The organism is Caballeronia sp. GAFFF2 (genome assembly GCF_023631485.1).
Lineage (GTDB): Bacteria > Pseudomonadota > Gammaproteobacteria > Burkholderiales > Burkholderiaceae > Caballeronia.
On the sequence record NZ_JALQDA010000027.1, the window covers coordinates 297,344 to 314,416 of the forward strand.

General features: G+C 59.7%; 15 protein-coding genes and 1 pseudogene. 13 read left to right on the forward strand and 3 right to left on the reverse strand.

Going from position 1 to position 17,073, the window contains the following annotated elements; all coding sequences use genetic code 11:
* Positions 1-7: 7 nt before the first annotated feature.
* Positions 8-313, reverse strand: a complete 306-nt coding sequence (locus tag NCT04_RS17745) for an EF-hand domain-containing protein (RefSeq protein WP_244828329.1) — start codon at positions 311-313, stop codon at positions 8-10.
* A 239-nt stretch (positions 314-552) separates the two neighbouring features.
* Between NCT04_RS17745 and NCT04_RS17750 the strand changes: the two genes are divergently transcribed.
* The 3 genes and pseudogenes from NCT04_RS17750 to NCT04_RS34715 all read left to right on the forward strand — a co-directional run.
* Positions 553-882: a hypothetical protein gene (locus NCT04_RS17750; RefSeq protein WP_244828327.1), complete on the forward strand. Its 330-nt coding sequence runs from the start codon at positions 553-555 to the stop codon at positions 880-882.
* Between the two features lie 893 nt (positions 883-1,775).
* Positions 1,776-2,612, forward strand: coding sequence for a 3-oxoadipate:acetyl-CoA acetyltransferase (locus tag NCT04_RS17755; RefSeq protein ID WP_250466847.1), 837 nt, complete (start codon positions 1,776-1,778; stop codon positions 2,610-2,612).
* 635 nt (positions 2,613-3,247) lie between these two features.
* Positions 3,248-3,820 (forward strand): annotated as a pseudogene (locus tag NCT04_RS34715) (ESPR domain-containing protein); the annotation flags it as partial.
* A 53-nt stretch (positions 3,821-3,873) separates the two neighbouring features.
* Here the strand turns inward: NCT04_RS34715 and NCT04_RS17760 are convergent.
* The gene (locus NCT04_RS17760; RefSeq protein ID WP_250466848.1) at positions 3,874-4,293 is read right to left on the reverse strand and encodes a hypothetical protein; all 420 of its coding nucleotides are present in this window, start codon (positions 4,291-4,293) and stop codon (positions 3,874-3,876) included.
* On the opposite strand from NCT04_RS17760, the gene NCT04_RS34885 reads away from it, so the two are divergent.
* From NCT04_RS34885 to NCT04_RS17810, 8 genes are all read left to right on the forward strand, one after another.
* Complete coding sequence (locus NCT04_RS34885) at positions 4,214-7,639, forward strand: YadA family autotransporter adhesin (protein ID WP_502800684.1); 3,426 nt, start codon at positions 4,214-4,216, stop codon at positions 7,637-7,639. The two genes, NCT04_RS17760 and NCT04_RS34885, sit on opposite strands and share 80 nt — an antisense overlap.
* 142 nt (positions 7,640-7,781) lie before the next feature.
* Complete coding sequence (locus NCT04_RS17780) at positions 7,782-8,474, forward strand: FadR/GntR family transcriptional regulator (protein WP_250466855.1); 693 nt, start codon at positions 7,782-7,784, stop codon at positions 8,472-8,474.
* A 124-nt stretch (positions 8,475-8,598) separates the two neighbouring features.
* A complete protein-coding gene (locus NCT04_RS17785) occupies positions 8,599-9,570 on the forward strand; it encodes a dihydrodipicolinate synthase family protein (RefSeq protein ID WP_502800670.1) in 972 nt (323 codons plus the stop codon).
* Between the two features lie 279 nt (positions 9,571-9,849).
* Positions 9,850-11,022, forward strand: a complete 1,173-nt coding sequence (locus NCT04_RS17790; protein WP_250466856.1) for an ABC transporter substrate-binding protein — start codon at positions 9,850-9,852, stop codon at positions 11,020-11,022.
* A gap of 87 nt (positions 11,023-11,109) precedes the next feature.
* Entirely contained in the window at positions 11,110-12,186 is a 1,077-nt protein-coding gene (locus NCT04_RS17795; protein WP_250466858.1) for an ABC transporter ATP-binding protein, read from the forward strand.
* The gene (locus NCT04_RS17800; protein ID WP_250466860.1) at positions 12,183-13,049 is read left to right on the forward strand and encodes an ABC transporter permease; all 867 of its coding nucleotides are present in this window, start codon (positions 12,183-12,185) and stop codon (positions 13,047-13,049) included. The genes NCT04_RS17795 and NCT04_RS17800 overlap by 4 nt, the downstream gene beginning before the upstream one ends.
* The gene (locus tag NCT04_RS17805; protein WP_250466862.1) at positions 13,049-13,963 is read left to right on the forward strand and encodes an ABC transporter permease; all 915 of its coding nucleotides are present in this window, start codon (positions 13,049-13,051) and stop codon (positions 13,961-13,963) included. Before NCT04_RS17800 ends, NCT04_RS17805 begins: the two co-directional genes overlap by 1 nt.
* On the forward strand, positions 13,963-14,898 hold the full coding sequence (locus NCT04_RS17810) for an aldose epimerase family protein (RefSeq protein WP_250467451.1): 936 nt from the start codon (positions 13,963-13,965) through the stop codon (positions 14,896-14,898). The genes NCT04_RS17805 and NCT04_RS17810 overlap by 1 nt, the downstream gene beginning before the upstream one ends.
* A gap of 104 nt (positions 14,899-15,002) precedes the next feature.
* Here NCT04_RS17810 and NCT04_RS17815 read toward each other — a convergent pair whose 3' ends face one another.
* Positions 15,003-15,455: a response regulator gene (locus tag NCT04_RS17815; protein WP_244828312.1), complete on the reverse strand. Its 453-nt coding sequence runs from the start codon at positions 15,453-15,455 to the stop codon at positions 15,003-15,005.
* 195 nt (positions 15,456-15,650) lie between these two features.
* On the opposite strand from NCT04_RS17815, the gene NCT04_RS17820 reads away from it, so the two are divergent.
* Positions 15,651-16,346, forward strand: a complete 696-nt coding sequence (locus NCT04_RS17820; RefSeq protein ID WP_284503325.1) for a response regulator transcription factor — start codon at positions 15,651-15,653, stop codon at positions 16,344-16,346.
* A 229-nt stretch (positions 16,347-16,575) separates the two neighbouring features.
* Positions 16,576-17,064, forward strand: coding sequence for a hypothetical protein (locus NCT04_RS17825; RefSeq protein ID WP_250466863.1), 489 nt, complete (start codon positions 16,576-16,578; stop codon positions 17,062-17,064).
* Positions 17,065-17,073 lie beyond the last annotated feature (9 nt).

Here is a 17,073-nt window from a genome sequence, read left to right on the forward strand (position 1 = left end):
ATCTCCGTTAGCGTTGCGCGGCATGCTGATGCATGAAGGCTTCGATCTGCGGCAGCGTCACGTAGCCGGCTTTTTGCGTGTCGATTTCGTCGAAATGTCGAGCCACCATCGGCATGCTGGACGATGCTTGCGCGCGCGTGAGCTTGCCGTCGTGCGTGGTGTTGGCGCTTGCGAAGCGCGTCTGCAGACCGTGCATGACCTGCTCGATATGCGGACTTGCGCCCATTGGCTGCGTGGCGGTTTGTGCGAAGACCGCCGTGGCGATTGTGAAGCCGAGAATGCCGGCCACGCACGCTCGTGGAATCTTTTGCATGTCGGTTCTCCGTAAATTCGATGCAGCCAGACAGTGACGACATTTTATTGAGCTGCGTAGCGAAGGCAATCTCGGGGAAACGACGAATCATGTCGCCATGTGTCATGCATCGCCCGGCAAGTCTTTCTCGACATCCAGTGAAACATGTTTGCGCTCACGTTTTTCGCGGTCGTTCGATATCGTTCTGCTGGCCGGCATTGCTGGTCGCCGCCTTCCTCTCAAGACTCAAGGACATCGCCATGAAAGTTCGTCTGCTCAGTATCTCCGCTCTTGCCGCCCTTGCCCTCACTTGCGCAGGGAGCGCATGGGCGGGAACTTCAGTCGTCGTTTCGTATGCTGCGCCCGCGGTGATTTACGCGCCACCGCCGCGCCCGGTTTATTACTACGCGCCTCCGCCTGCTCCGACTTATTACGTGCCAGGACATGCGGTGGTTGTGACGCCCGTCGCGGTGCCGCCGCCGCGTACGGTCGTAGTGGCGGCGCCCGCGCCGACCTATGTCGTGGCGCCGGCCGCGCGCGTGATCTATGCGCCGCCGGTTTATCGCCCGCCTGTAGTCATCGTTCGATAGGCGCATTGGATTTTGAATGCCAATGGGCCGTTGCACTTCGTCTGTGCCAAGTGCTTTGGTGGCGTTTGGTTCCCTTGAGCCGCTCGTGCGCCGCGTCAATTTGCATTCTGCATTTGGTCGATTGAATGCAGCATACGCATTGAACCGACCGTTTGAAGGTCACGGGCAAATTCACTGCGCGCGGTTATGCACCGGCACTGATTAGCCGCACTAGACGTTTTTTGCAGTCTCGCACTGTGTGACACACAATTCGCAAATTCCAAGCGAGAGCGCCAAATGCGATTTTGCATGCCATATGCGGCGTCGCGGCATACAAAAGGCAACGTCACATCGACAGCTAGCAAATGCCGCCTTCTATACTGTATGTAAGCGTCAGGGCGTCTACTGGCGGAGGCGGCTATCGGATTTTTTTGCCGTTGTCTGTGGTCTCGAAGTTAGGGCGAATACGCGACCTATCGTGAACACGGCATTTTGCTGGAATCAAATGAGCTCGAACGAGCGCTTACTATAAACACGCGGCTCGCCGCCGCAAGGCGTGCGATCGCCGGAGCGCTGGCACGCAATTGGCTCGTTAAGTGTGTCGCCATCTGCGAATGCGACAGTTTCCAGTGGCTCAGGCAAAAAACGCAAGACCGGGCTCGCTTGTTTCAGGCGATTTATGGCCGGCGATTACCGACTAGTCGTTTGACAAGACGGTTGCTGGCCCAGAAGCGACAATCGCTCCACTGTCGGAGTCAGAAAAAGCACGAACGTGAGATCGATTGGGTCCATAAGAATAAGGGTTTGCGCGGCTTGCAACGGTTCGTACGATCCAGCAACATATTAAACGTACTAGTTAGTTAAAATTAACCGAACCGCCGGCGACTAGATCGGCGCCTCACAGGAGCACGAACGTGACGCAATCGCCTACAACTGATCCTTGCATCATCTCGGTCGCCATCACGGGCTCGGTACCGAAGAAAAAAGATAATCCCGCTGTGCCAACCACGATTCCCGAGCAGATCGAAAGCACGCACGAAGCCTATGAAGCCGGTGCGACGCTGGTTCATCTGCACGTACGCGATGAAGACGAGAAATCGAGCTCGGATCGTCACCGCTTCGAAGAATTGCAGGACGGCATCCGCAAACACTGTCCGGACATCATCATTCAGTTTTCGACAGGTGGACGCGGCCGATCTTTCGAGCAGCGTGGGGCGATGCTCGATCTGAAACCCGACATGGCTTCGTTGGCGACGGGTTCGGTGAATTTCCCGACCATCGTGTACGAAAATCCGCCAGACTTCGTGCGTTCGCTCGCGCAAACCATGCTCGACCACGATGTAAAGCCCGAGATCGAGATCTTCGATCTGGCGATGCTCTACAGCACTTATGACCTCGTCAACCAAGGTTTGCTCAAGTCGCCGGTTCACGTGCAGTTCGTACTTGGTGTAAAGAATGCATTACCGGCGCGTCGCGAAATCCTCGAGTTCGAAGTGGAGCAGTTGGGCAAACTCTTGCCCGAGGCGACATGGACGGCTGCAGGAATCGGCCGGCATCAACTCGAAGTGAATCACTGGACGCTGGAACTCGGCGGCCACTGCCGCACGGGTCTGGAGGACAACGTGCGTTGGGACAAAGACACGCTCGCCAAGAGCAATGCGCAACTGGTGAGCCGCGTGGCGTCGCTGTGCGCGGAGTATGGCCGGCCGGTGGCGAGCGCAAAGGAGGCGCGGCAGTTGTTGTCTCTTTGAAGTTTCAATCGCTTGAAAAGGCGCGTCGACGAGAAATCGCGACGCGCTTTTTTTGTCTCGCTTATTCATCGCAAGTTGATAGGCGATGTTGTCGCTTATGTTTGACGCATGCGCATGCGCATGCAGCATCGGTTACCGCGTGTCTTCGCATACTGGTAACGCTTTCCAATACGCAAGTTCTGTTTAATTTCCTGCTGACTCATCTTTTAACTGCCTAATGGCAATTGAATGGCCATATCGCCAGCTAGATCTTCTTCGTATTTATACATCGCTGATTTTCGGCAAATACATCGTTCGGCACGTTCAGATATTCGATGCATTTTTAAGACTTTCTGAATGGAAAAAACGCTTCGATAAGACAAAAATCCAAGCGTGGATAGAGACTTCTTGCCGCGCGATTGAGGAATGCAGAGGCTCCATGTCCTGGTGACACTCTGACATGCGTGATTAGGTTTTGGAAACCTAAATAATCGAAGCTCTGACGATTATTGCTTCTTCATGTTTATCCGATGGCCCCGAGCCAAGCGGTCTATGTCGCGTTTGGTCAAGCGCCGTGTTGCTCATTACGAGCACATCAGTCCGTGTCGGAAATCACGAAGAAAAAGAATTTCAACTTGAACTCGAAGAAGGTTTTGATGAATAAGACGTATCGCGTGGTTTGGAGTCAGGCATCGGAAAGCTGGGTTGCCGCAGCGGAAAATGCGCGGACCAAAAGCAAGCGTGGCCGAACAAACGCAGCAGTGTTGGCGGTGTTCGCACTCGCTGCGGGCAGCGCGCAGGCGGGGAGTGGGTATTCCGTCGGTGTGTTATCGGACGGATACACGCCGGCCAGTTGCCTGAGTGACCAAGGCGCAGGGAACGTCGTGCAAACGTCTTCCGTGGCTTGTGATGGCACCAATCACCCTGGAGCGGGTCTGGTTGCCTATTCAGCAAGCGGGGGAATGGGCGCTTACGCCGTCGCTGTCGATTCCAATACACTTGTAATGGGAGCCGGGGGCGGGACCCTCATGACAATGACTCCCGGCAATATCTCGGTCACTGCATCGACCTTCTCGATCAGTACCGGTACCACGTTCGACATGGGCAACAACAAAATTCAGAACATGGCGCCGGGGGGACTGACAGCAGGAAGTCATGATGGCGTGACCGGTGCTCAGTTATATCTGGCTCTTTCGACGACCGCGTCTAGTTTGGGCGGCGGCGCGTCCGTGAGCGGCGCAAGTATCTCTTCACCGTCTTATCCTGTAGCCGGAACGACCTATCATGACGTAGGCGGGGCGATCAACGGGCTGAACACGCAGGTCGGCTCTTTATCGACGACAGTCAGTTCGGTGTCGACAACGGTTGCTTCCCTTTCCACCACCGTAGATTCGGTTTCCACTGGTCTCAATTCGTTATCCACAACGGTTTCGACGACGGCCACTTCCTTGTCGACGAGCGTGGACTCGTTATCGACGTCGACTTCAAGTACTTTGAACTCGCTGTCTACCTCTTCATCGACGGCGGTGACGTCACTGTCCACGACCGTCGATTCGGTATCCACGAGCGTGACTTCCCTATCCACGGGTGTCGACTCGCTCTCGACCTCGGTTTCCACGGGGATGAACTCGCTGTCGACCGGGTTGACCTCGGTGTCGACTACCGTCGACTCACTGTCGACAAACGTCGGTTCGCTGTCCACCGGTCTCAATACGTTGTCGAGTTCGACATCGACTGCCGTAGGATCGCTGTCGACGGGTCTCGCGAACTCGGTTCAGTACGACAACGCAAGCCATGACTCCGTCACGCTGGGCGGTGTCGCCGCGCCTACCGAAGTGAAGCTGACCAACGTCGCCAAAGGCGATGTAACAAACTCAAGCACGGACGCCATCAACGGTAGTCAGTTGTATTCGCTTTCGACGTCTGCTTCAACGGGCCTCGACTCGCTCTCGACCTCGGCTTCGTCGAGCGTAGCCTCCTTGTCGACCTCCGTTTCGACCACGACCACCTCGTTATCGACAAGTATCGATTCCTTGTCGACGTCGGCTTCGACCACTGTAGGCTCGCTGTCCACCTCGGCCTCGACCGCGGTAACCTCACTGTCTACAACTGTCGATTCAGTGTCGACGAGCGTGAACTCGCTGTCTACGGGCGTCGACTCTCTTTCGACTTCGGTTTCCACGGGCGTGACCTCGCTGTCAACCGGGTTGACTGCAGTGTCGAGCACGGTCAACTCGCTGTCGACTAACGTCGGCTCGCTCTCCACGAGTGTGGACACGCTGTCCATCTCGACTTCGACCGCTGTCGGATCGCTGTCGACGGGTCTCGCGAACTCGGTTCAATACGACAACGCAAGCCATGACTCGGTCACCCTGGGCGGTGTCGGCGCCTCTGAAGTGAAGCTGACCAACATAGCCAAGGGCGATGTAACAGACTCGAGCACGGACGCCATCAACGGCAGCCAACTGTACTCGCTTTCGACGTCGGCTTCGACCGGCCTTAACTCGCTTTCGACTTCCGCTTCGACGAGCGTCGCTTCGCTTTCGACGAGCATCGATTCCGTGTCGACAAGTGTTGGATCATTGTCCACAACTGTCGATTCTGTGTCGACTGGCGTCAATTCGCTGTCCACGAGCTTCGACACGCTTTCGGCTTCAGTATCGACGACCACGGGCTCCATCTCGACCAGCGTCGAATCGCTTTCGGCTTCCACTTCGACCTCTGTCAATTCGCTGTCTACCAGCGTCGATACGCTGTCGACATCCACTTCGACCGCAGTCAACTCGCTTTCAACGGCAACCGCGACCAGCGTTAGTTCCCTGTCGAAGAGCGTCGATTCGCTTTCGACGTCGGCCTCGACGAGCGTTGCCTCGGTGTCCACGAGCGTCGGCTCGCTTTCGACCTCGGTGGATTCGATTTCGACAAGCGTAAGCACACTGTCCACAGCTGTCGATTCAGTATCGACGAGTGTCAGCACGCTGTCCACGTCCGTGGATTCGCTTTCGACGTCGACATCGACGAGCGTTGCCTCGCTCTCGACGGGCGTGGACACGCTCTCGACCTCCACCTCTACGGCAGTCGCCTCGCTCTCCACCGGTGTCGATACGCTTTCCACTTCGATGTCCACGACGGTCGGGTCGCTTTCAACAGGTATCGACACACTGTCGGGATCGACGTCGACATCGGTGGCGTCGCTTTCCACCGGTCTCGCGAACGCCGTCCAGTATGACAACGCGGCCCACGACTCGGTCACGTTCGGCAACGCCGGCACGCCCGTGAAGCTTCACAACGTTGAGGACGGCGTTGTAGCAGCAGACAGCAAGGACGCGGTCAACGGTGGTCAGTTGTACAACTTGTCGTCATCCGTGTCGACGGGCATGACCTCGCTTTCGACCAACATCGACGGCATTTCGACCAGCGTCACGTCGCTGTCGACGAGCGTCGATTCAATCTCGACGGGCATGACCTCGCTCTCGACCGGCGTCGCCAACTCGGTTCAATACGACGACGCTAACCACACGTCGGTTCGCTTGGGCGACACCGGCGCCGCCCCGGTCAAGCTGACGAACGTTGCCGATGGCGAAGTGGCTGCGGGCAGCAATGAAGCGGTGAACGGCGGGCAGTTGTTTACGCTCTCGACATCGGTATCGACGAGCATGACGTCACTTTCGACCGGCATTGCCAACGCGGTCCAATATGACGACGGCGACCACAAGACGGTCACGCTGGGCAATGTGGGTACGCCGGTCAAAATCAAGAACGTGGACGCGGGTGAAGTGAGCTCGGACAGCCTTGAAGCGGTGAATGGCAGCCAACTCTACAAAACTGCATCGAGCACGGCCGACGCCCTCGGCGGCGGTTCGACCGTAAATCAGGACGGCACCATCACTAAGCCGACGTACACGTTCCAGGACGGTAATACCTTCAACAACGTCGGCGACGCCCTTACCAATCTCGACGGCCGCGTCACGCAGAACACGACCGACATCTCGACGATCAACGAGACGCTCAACAACATCAACACGGGCAACGGCATCAAGTACTTCCACGCCAATTCGGTGCTGGAGGACTCCCAGGCCACGGGCGCGGAATCAGTGGCGATCGGCGGCAATGCTCAGGCTATTGCGAACAACTCGGTGGCGCTCGGCTCGAACTCGCTGGCGGATCGTGCAAACACCGTGTCGGTCGGATCGAAGGGCGCGGAACGTCAGATCACCAACGTGGCAGCCGGTACGCAGGATACCGATGCCGTCAACGTCTCGCAGTTGAAGGGCGCCGGTCTCATTAATGGAGACGGCACGACCAATACTTCCGTGACCTATGACCACAACGCGGACGGGTCGACCAACTACTCGAGCATCACGCTCGGCAATAACGTCGCAGGCGGCACGACAATCCACAATGTTGCTGCGGGCGTTGCGAGCGACGACGCGGTCAACGTCGACCAGATGAATGCCGCAATCGATCGCGTGACGAACATCGCCATGAGCGGTGGCAACCCAATGTTCGCCGCGCAAGGCGATGTCAACACTGAAGTCGCTAGCGCGACAGGCGTGCATTCCGTTGCCATGGGCGCGAACGCCAGCGCTACTGCGGACAATTCCGTCGCGCTCGGGGCTAACTCGGTGGCGGATCGAGTCAATACGGTTTCGGTCGGGTCTGCGGGTAACGAACGTCAGATCACGAACGTCGCGGCGGGCACGCAGAGTACCGATGCGGTCAATGTGAGTCAGTTGAATCTCGCTTCCACACAGGCGCAGAACTATACCGACTCGCGTATCGCGGGCGTGCAAGGCCAGATCAACAACATGGCGAAAGCGGCTTATGGCGGTATCGCGGCCGCGATGGCTTCAGCCGGACTGCCGCAGCCTACCGCTCCGGGCAAGACCATGGTCGCGTTGGCCGGCGCACGTTACGCCGGGGCCTCCGGCGCGGCACTCGGCATCTCTCATGTTACGCAAGACGAGAGTTGGGTAATCAAGGCTTCCGGTAATACAAGCAGTTCCGGAAATGTAGGCTTCACCATCGGAGCGGGGCATCAGTGGTAATACCCAGTGCGTAAAGTGAAGTGAAGTGAAGTGAAGAAGGCCGACGCAGCATGGCGTGCGTCGGCCTTCACGCGTTATCGCGACAACGCAAAAATTTGCCTTACAATCGTTCCCTACTCTGACAAGCACGTCCAGCGTACACATGAACGAGCGTAAATCGCATGGTCTCGCCGACCGAATCTACAGCGATATCCTCAACAGCATCATGGAAGGCGAGTTCAAGGAAGGCGATCGTCTTCTGACAGAACACGCCCTTGCCGAACGCTTTGCGACCTCGCGCCCGACCGTGCGCGAGGCGTTGGCGCGACTGCGCGCGGACGGCATCATCGTCACGCGGCGCGGATCGGGCACCACTGTCGGTCGTCGTCCAGACCCGGATGTGCGGCGCTTCGCTCCGTTAGAAACGCTGTCAGACATTCGCCGATGCTACGAATTTCGCGTAGTCACGGAAGCAGGCGCAGCCGAGCTTGCCGCGCTTAAGGCGGATGACGACGACATCCGCGCCATCGAAGCCGCCTGGGAACAGCTCGAACGCGTGGTGGAGGCGCAAGAAGGCATTGGCGCGAAAGACGACTTCGCGTTCCATCTTGCGGTCGCAAAGGCATCGAAGAATCAGTTCTTCATCACGGTGCTCTCGTTTATCGAGGAGCAGATCGTTTTCAGCATGAACCTGTCGCGAAACCTGTCGCTCGTGAAAACAGTCGAGCGGCAGCGTCTCGTCCAGCGCGAGCATCGTGATGTGCTCGATGCCATTCGTGCTCGCGATTCGTCACGAGCCGGCGAAGCTATGAAGTCGCATCTCGAAAATGCGCTGAATCGGATGTTTGGCAGTTAGGCGTAGATGTCATACGACCGTATTGATAGATTCAAGGGGAAACCCTAGTTAACAGAAAAGTTGTTTGACAACTTTGGGGTGCCTTGCTACTTTCGATCGTTCCAGACGACTACCGCGAGGCGCCGTGAACATCCAACCGATTACCGTAAGTGAATTTTCCGAGTGCGTCATGGCCGTGCCGCCGCTAGCACGAAATGTCGATTACTCGTTGAATCCTCATGCAAACCGCAAGCTGGTCGAGCATATGGAAGCGGGCGGAGTGCGCACGCTCCTATACGGCGGCAATGCGAATCTTTATCACGTTGCCGTGAGCGAGTACCGCGAGTTGCTTGACATGCTTGCCGAGATTGCGAGGCAAGAGACGCGCGTAATTCCCGCCATCGGTCCGGACTACGGAAAAATGCTCGACCAGGCGCACATTCTTTCGCAGACGGACTTCCGTACCGCGATGGTGCTCCCGCTTGCCGGTTTCACGACGCCACTGGGCGTGGCGACGGGCCTCAAGCGTCTGGTCGATGCAGCCGGCATGCCGTTCACGCTCTATATCAAGAGCGAAGATTATGTCGATGTCGATACGCTCGCCGCACTCATCGATGACGGTACGTTGCTGGCCGTCAAGTACGCGATTGTGCGTGCCGATCCCGCCGTCGATCCGTATCTGCTCCGCCTGCTGCAAAGCGTTCCGGCCGCGAAAGTCGTGTCCGGTATGGGCGAGCGCCCGGCGATCACCCACGTGCGTGAATTCGGACTCGCTGCGTGGACAACGGGCTCGGGCTGCATCGCGCCTAACGCGGTGACGGCGTTGCTGCACGCCGTGAGAACCGGTCGCATGGACGAGACTCGCCAGCTTTATAACCGCTTCCTCCCGCTCGAAACCCTACGCGACGAAATCTCGCTCATACGCGTCCTGCATGACGCCGTGACGCTCTCGGGCATCGCGGATATGGGGCCGCTTCTGCCGCTTCTGAGCGGCTCGCCCGAGGCGGCGTTGCCTGCCGTCGCAAAGGAAGCGCGCGACCTCGTTGAAATGGACCGCGCCATCGCGCGAGTGCGTAATGCGGCGCCTTCACGGGAAACGCCAGTTAAAAGCGGTTAAACAAGTCGCTCGGGGTATATCCCGAGAGCGCGCAGCAAACATCGGCAGACAAAGCGTCAACGCCTGTTTGACCCGGTTGGGAAACAAGATCTGCTTCCGTCGATTTGCTTGACATACGATGATCGCGTTAGCTATTTTTCAACTTCCGAAGTAAAAGGAAGCATTGCGCGGCTGCGCTGCAGCGTGCGAAATCGCGGAAGTATCGAAAAATCAGAGCAAGCAAACCCAGGCCGGGCACCAATAAAACAACCGGCCTTGCGAAAGACGTGAGGAGACGAAATGGCTTTCAAGGCAGGACTGTCAGTGAAACTGGCGGCGGTATGCGTCGCCGTCAGCGCGACCTTTGCGGCGGGCGGGGCGAATGCGGCCGATCCGGTATCGATCAACATCGTCGACGTTGCGGGCAATCTTCAACTGACGCAGAAGGGGTTCGAAGCCTTCAAGGCGAAGTATCCCGATCTCGTTTCCAGCATCACCTTCACGAACGCGCCCGCGCCGCAGTTGCCGGGCAAGATCAAGGCGATGCAGGGCGCGGGCCGCTCGGACATCGACCTCGTCGTGACGGGCACGGATGCGCTCGCGGCCGGCATACAGCAAGGTCTGTGGGAAAAGCTGCTGCCCGATAACGCCAAGGCGTTCCCCGGTGTGCTCGAAAAGTACGCACCGGGTCCGCGCAAGATGCAGGACATCGCGCAAGGTTACGGCCTGGAAGTCACCTACATGCCTGCAGGTCCGCTGCTCGAATACAACCCCGCAAAGGTCACGGACGTGCCGAAAACGCCGGATCAACTGCTCGCGTGGTGCAAGGCGCATCCGAACAAGCTGATCTACGCGCGCCCGGCGAATTCCGGTCCCGGCCGTACCTTCCTCATGGGTCTGCCGTATGTGCTCGGCGACAAGGACCCGACCGATCCGGTCAACGGCTGGGACAAGACCTGGGCCTTCCTCAAGCAACTGAACGACTGCATTCCCTACTATCCGGGCGGCACGTCGGCGGTGATGAAGGAACTGGGCGAGGGCACGCGTGACATGACCGTGACCGTGACGGGCTGGGACATCAACCCGCGCGCGCTCGGCATCGTGCCGGCGGAATTCAAGGTGCAAGCCTTCGACAACATGACCTGGGTGAACGACGCCCACTACATGGTGATCCCGAAGGGCGTGCCCAAGGAAAAGCTCGACGTGCTTTACAAGCTGATGAACTTCATGCTCGAGCCCGCGCAGCAGGCGCTGACTTACGACGACGGCTATTTCTATCCCGGCCCCGCCGTGAAGGACGTGCCGCTGTCGGCCGCGCCCGCCAAGAGTCAGGAAGTGATTCAGAAGTTTGGCCGGCCGGAATACGCGAAGTTGCTTGCCGACCGTCCGCACGTCGTGCCGCTCAACGCGCAGGCGATGGTCGCCGCGTTCCAGAAATGGGACCGTGAAATCGGCGCGGCGAAAACGAAGTAAGCATCGACGCCAGGCATCGATACCGCGTCATTGATAAAGCGGCGGCGCTCCTCATCGGACGCCGCCGCTTCGCACAAGGGTTTCGCCATGAAGCATGATTTTGAGCAGTTGCGTCTCGACTCGGTCTCGCGCAGTTTCACCAATGCGGAAGGGCAGCAGCTCGCCGCGCTGAAAGGACTCGACCTGAACATCCAGCGCGGCGAGTTCATCGCGCTGCTCGGGCCTTCGGGTTGCGGCAAGTCGACGGCGCTGAACTGCATCGCCGGTTTGCAGCCTTTGACGGGCGGCGGCATCTGGCTGGACGACAAGCGTATCGACGTGTTGCCGCCCGAGAAGCGCGGCTTCGGCATGGTGTTTCAGAACTACGCGCTGTTTCCGCATATGTCGGTGCTGGATAACGTCGGCTTCGGCCTGAAGATGCGCGGCGTCGCGAAGGCGGAAGCCACCAAGCGCGCCAAGGCCGCATTGAATCTCGTGCAACTGATCGGGCACGACGCAAAGTTGCCCGGCCAGTTGTCAGGCGGCCAGCAGCAGCGCGTGGCGATTGCGCGCGCAATCGTGATCGAGCCGCCGCTCGTCCTGATGGACGAGCCCTTGTCCAATCTCGACACCAAGTTGCGGATCGAGATGCGCGCGGAAATCCGCCGCATTCACGGCAAGCTCGAACGCGCCACCATCTACGTGACGCACGATCAGGACGAAGCGCTGTCGATGGCCGACCGCATCGTCGTGATGAAAGAGGGGTCGGTGCAGCAAGTGGCCGCGCCGAAGGAAGTGTATTCGCGGCCGAAGAACCTGCATGTCGCGCGCTTCATGGGCTTTCGCAATGTCGTGCCGTTCACGCTCGAAGGCACGCAGGGCGAATCCGTCGCGATCACCGCGAACGGCGTGCGTTTGCTCGGCATGCCGATGGAAGGCTTCGACAGCAAGAACGTCAGCGTCGCGCTGCGGCCCGAAGACATGGAACGCGCCGCGCCCGGCGAGCCAAACGCGTTCGACGCGCTCGTCGAGATCGTCGAATACGGCGGCCGCGATTCGCTCGTCATCGTGAACACGGCGTTCGGCAAGCTGTGGGCGCGCATTGCGGGCGAGTACAGCGAAGGCGAACGCATCACGTTGCGCGTTGCGCCTTCGAAGACGCTCGTGTACGGAGAAGACAAATGATCGCCACGCTTCCCGCTCAGCGCGATCCGAAGGGTTGGCTCGTCGCGCCGGCGCTGATTTTCATCGTCGCGCTCTTCATCTATCCGTTCGCCTACGGTCTCATGCTGTCGTTCAATCCGATGAACGGCGGCAGCGCGTGGGCCAACTACATCACGTTCTTCACCGATACGTCGATGTGGCCGACGATCATCGTGACGCTCAAGCTCGCGGTGCCGGCGACGCTCATCAACGTCGGCGTCTCGGTGCCGGTCGCATTTGCGTTGCGGCGCTCGTCGCCGTATCAGAAATTCGCGACCACGCTGCTCGTCATTCCGGTGACGCTCGGCACCGTGCTGATCGCGGATGGCATGCTGACGTACTTCAGCCCGAACGGCTGGTTCCCGCAAGCCGTGCAGGCGTTGCATCTCTATGGCGATGAAGTCCGGCTCACGCATAACTACTGGGGCGTGCTGATTTCGCTCATCGTGTCGGGCTTTCCGTTTGCGTTTTTGCTGACGCTTTCGTATGTGACGGGCATCGACCCGACGCTTGCGCGCGCGGCCGCCACGCTCGGCGCAAGTCCGTGGCAACAGTTCCGGCAGATCTACTTTCCGCTGTTGCTTCCCGGTCTCACGATGACCGCGTGCCTCTCGTTCGTGCAGGCGTTCTCGGTGTTTCCGTCGGCGGTGCTGCTCGGCGCGCCTGCGGGTCCCACGCGCGTGATCTCGATCGCCGCATCCGAAGCGGCGTTCGAGACTTACGATTACTCGCTGGCATCGACCATCGCACTCGTCATGGGCTTCGTGCAGTTGCTCGTGGTGGGCGGCATGCTCGGCGCGCGGCGCTTCTTCTATACCGGTCCTGTCACCGGAGGGAAGGGATAATGGCTACCGACAATCGCGCGGCCCAGAACTGGCCGGCCGCCACCCTCGGCGAAGGATCGAAGCCAGGCAAGAACATGAAACAACGCGCTAGCTTGCCCGACCGGTTGTGGAAAGCCCTCGTCTGGGCGACGATGGGTTTCTTCCTCTTGAACGTGCTGCTGCTGATTGCGACCGTCGCGGTGAATTCGGTCGCGACGCGCTGGTTCGGCACGCTCTTGCCGCAAGGTTTCACGCTGCACTGGTACGCGCAGGCGTGGAGCGACTTTCAATTGTCGAGTGTGCTGCTCGTCACGATGGAAGTGGTGGGCGCGGTCGTGCTGCTGTCCATCGTGCTGGGTGTGCCCGCTGCGTATGCGCTTGCGCGCGTGCAGTTTCCCGGCAAGCGCTTTGCCATGCTCGTGTTTCTGCTGCCGCTGATGGTGCCGCCCGTCACCTACGGCATTCCGATGGCCACCGTGATGTACAAGTTCCATCTTGCCGGCACGCTCACGGGCGTGATCCTCGCGAATTTGGTGCCCGCGCTGCCGTTCGTGATTCTGGTGATGACGCCGTTCATCGAGCAGATCGATCCGAATCTGGAATCGGCGGCGCGCATCTTCGGGGCGAACACGACGCGTTACTTTCGCTATGTTTTGCTGCCGCTGCTCGTGCCGGGCATGCTCGCGGCCGGTTTGCTTGTGCTCGTGCGCACCATCGGCATGTTCGAGCTGACGTTCTTCACGGCGGGACCGACCACGCAGACGCTCGTCGTCGCGCTCTATTACGCGGTGTTTTCGACAGGCGTGCGAGCGCCGCAGTCCATCGACGCCATGGCGATGATCTACATGGCGATCACGCTGATCTGGGTGCTGATCGCGCTGCAGTTCGTGAGTCCGACGCAACTGGTTTCGCGCGTGAAGGAGCAGCGGCAGTGATGGGACCGCGTGATGTCGTGGCGCTCGCGGCCGAGCCGCGTCTGACGATTGCGAGTGGGCCGCATGTCATCGAAGTGGCGCCGTCGGCGGGCGGGCGCATCACGCGCTTCGCCACCGAATTCGCCGGCGGTCTGCAAGACTGGCTCGTGCCGATCACGCTTTCAGGCTGGCCCGCCGATACCTGGCCGAAAGGCGGCAGCTATCCGCTCGTGCCGTTTTCGAATCGCGTGCGCGATGCGCGCTTTCCGGCACCGGATGGCGAGCGTGTCGAGTTGTCGACGTTTCCGGGCATGGCGCACGCGCTGCATGGCTTCGGGCAATACGCGGCGTGGCAGGTCGAGCGCCATGACGCGGATTGCATCGTGATGCGTTATGTGCATCGCGAGGACGAGCATGGCTGGCCGTGGCCGTTCGAAGCGGAGCAGGTTATCCAGGCGAACGCCGAGGGTGCGCGGCTGTCGATGCGCGTGTTGAACCGTTCCGCGCGGCCGATGCCGGTCGGCATGGGTTTTCATCCGTATTTCGCGGCGCAGGAAGCCGAACTGGATGCGAGTATCGACTGGCGGCATGAATGCGAGATTGCGGTCGAGCCATCGGGGGAAGCGCCGGCGCGCTGGCATCGACGAGAAGAGGAAGGGTACACGCGCTATCTGAGCGGATGGAGCGGCCGCGCGACGCTAAATTTCGCCGACGGCCGCACGCTTTCGCTCGACGTCGGCGACACGCTCGACCACGTCGTCGTGCATTGCCCGGCCGGTGCGGGCTATCTGTGCGTCGAGCCCGTGTCGCACGTGAGCGATGGTTTCAATCTCGACGCACGGGGCTTGCGCGGGACGGGCGTCGCCGTCATTGCGCCAGGTAGTGAAAAAGCGGTGTCGCTCGTGATGGCAACCGGCGTGAGCCGGGACGAACGCCCGGCCGGCGCCGGCGCCTGACGCGCGCCGCCACGGCGTGCCGCATGCGCGATGCATTGGCCGGCAACATGCCCCCGGCTAAAAGGCAAGCATCCCTGTTCATGCGGCACCTCCCGTTTCGAGCGTCAGCGTGTGGCCGGCGCGGAGAAAAATGCCTCGACCATTTCGACGATGCGCCACGTCGAACACGGTCTGCGGCAATGCGCGTCGAAGCCGGCTTCCTTCAGCGTCTGCACCGGATCGGCGGGTAAAACGTTGCTGAGGGCGACGAGCAGCCGCCCGGTGACATCGACATCCATGCGCAGCGTGCGGATAAAGACGTAGCCGGACTCACTGTCCAGACTCGTATCGACGATAAGCGCCTGCGGCTTCCAGCTATTCACGAGCGCGCGCACCGACTTGAGATCCTGCGACAGAATGACCTGCAGGCCCTTCAGGCGAAGCTGTACGGCGAGCGATTCACCGATCGATTTATCCTTATGAGCCACCAGCACGCGCCGAGGCGCATCGCCCGTGTGAGCCCGCTTCATTCGCCACAACGCGAACTCCCGTTCGTTGTTGGCTTGACTGCTTGACATCTCATCCTCCCGGTCTTGGTTGATCTCTTGGTTGATTCGATGCCGAGCATTTTTGACCGGCCGTGCTTTGTCCAACACCCGGCACGGGTAGGGGGTTCAGGGGATTTTGGGAGACTGCCGAATGTATCCCTGCGAAGGGAGGGTGGAAGTCAATCAGCGAACGCGTAATATCGGAACCGTTCTCGGAGCTTTGCAATGGAAAACGGTTATTTCAAAAATGTATTGCTGGTAGAGGACGAAGGGCTGACCAGGAGCGCGATGAAAAGTCTCATCCTGGCGAACGAGCCTTTGCTTGAAATCGACGAAGCGGACGGTTTCGAGCAGGCTAAGGCCAAGTTGTCGGCCAACTCGTATGACCTGATGTTTCTCGACTACCACTTGCGCGGTCAGACCACGGGTATGGATTTGCTCAACTGGATCCGCGAGGAAGATCGCGAAATTCAGACGGTCATGCTTTCAGCCCAGGACGACCGCGATACGGTGCTCGAGTGCATCAAGAACGGCGCGTGCGGATTCATTTCCAAGGGTAGCGAACAGGGCGCTGGCGTGTTCCGCGAGGCGCTCAAGACTATCCTGAACGGCCGCGTCTATCTGCCGAACACGGTACTCGGCAAGGGCGGTCATAGTCCGCGTCCGGTCACGCCTCACGCTGGGATTACCGTCGAATCGCTGGACTTGCCGCCACGGCTTACCGAAACCTTGCGGTATCTTCTGCAGGGCTTATCGAATAAGGCGATTGCGCGGAAGATGAATATCAGCGAAAACACGGCGAAAGAGTATTCCAGCGACTTGCTGGCGCGCTTTCACGTCACGCGGCGCACGTTCCTCATCGTGGAAATGGCGCGGCGAGGAATTGAGATGCCGATGAGCAATACGTCGTCGGCTTCCTGAGGCGGTTCTCTGCCAATGCTGCGCGGGCGCACCGAGAGGGCGTCCGCGTCGTCGTTTGGGTTTGGGAAAATCCGTCGCAAAAGCGCCGCGTCCCCATTTCTCAAAATTCGGACGAATCCGACGACGGTGTTAAGGTAGAGCCCGTTTATTTCAAGACGGGAATCTGCAGGTGAATAGCGGTTCGAGATTCAGCACACTCCGGCGCGGCGGCGCAGCTTTCGCGGTAGCGATGGCGCTGACCTTGGCACTTGGCGCTTGCGCGCCCCTTCCGCAACAGGCCGATGCCGATGCGGCCGCCGCGGCATCTGCCGCGTCCGCGGCTCAGGCAGCACAGGCGGCGCGTGCTGCCGCCAAGCCCGTGGCACCGTCCCCGCCGGGCGAGCAGCGTATCGTGATCGGCGGCACTAGCGGGTTCCACACGACCGTGAAGACCACGCCGCCCTCGCAAGTCTGCGATACCGACGCTTTCGCCGACGGCGTGCGCTACGGCTACGCGCTCACCTGGAATCGGCTCATCGCTGAGGCGGCGCGCAGCGGTGGCCGCGTCGACAAGCGCAAATTCGATGCATCCGCCGTGCACTCGCAGGACGACCAGTACAAGATCCAGTGGGACGGCAAGGAGCGTACTAACGCGTGCGCGTCGGATGGCTATCTGATTGGACGCATCGTCGGCACGCACCTCGCAGGCTTGAATCTGCGCGACGGCAAGCCGTCTTGAACGCCTTCT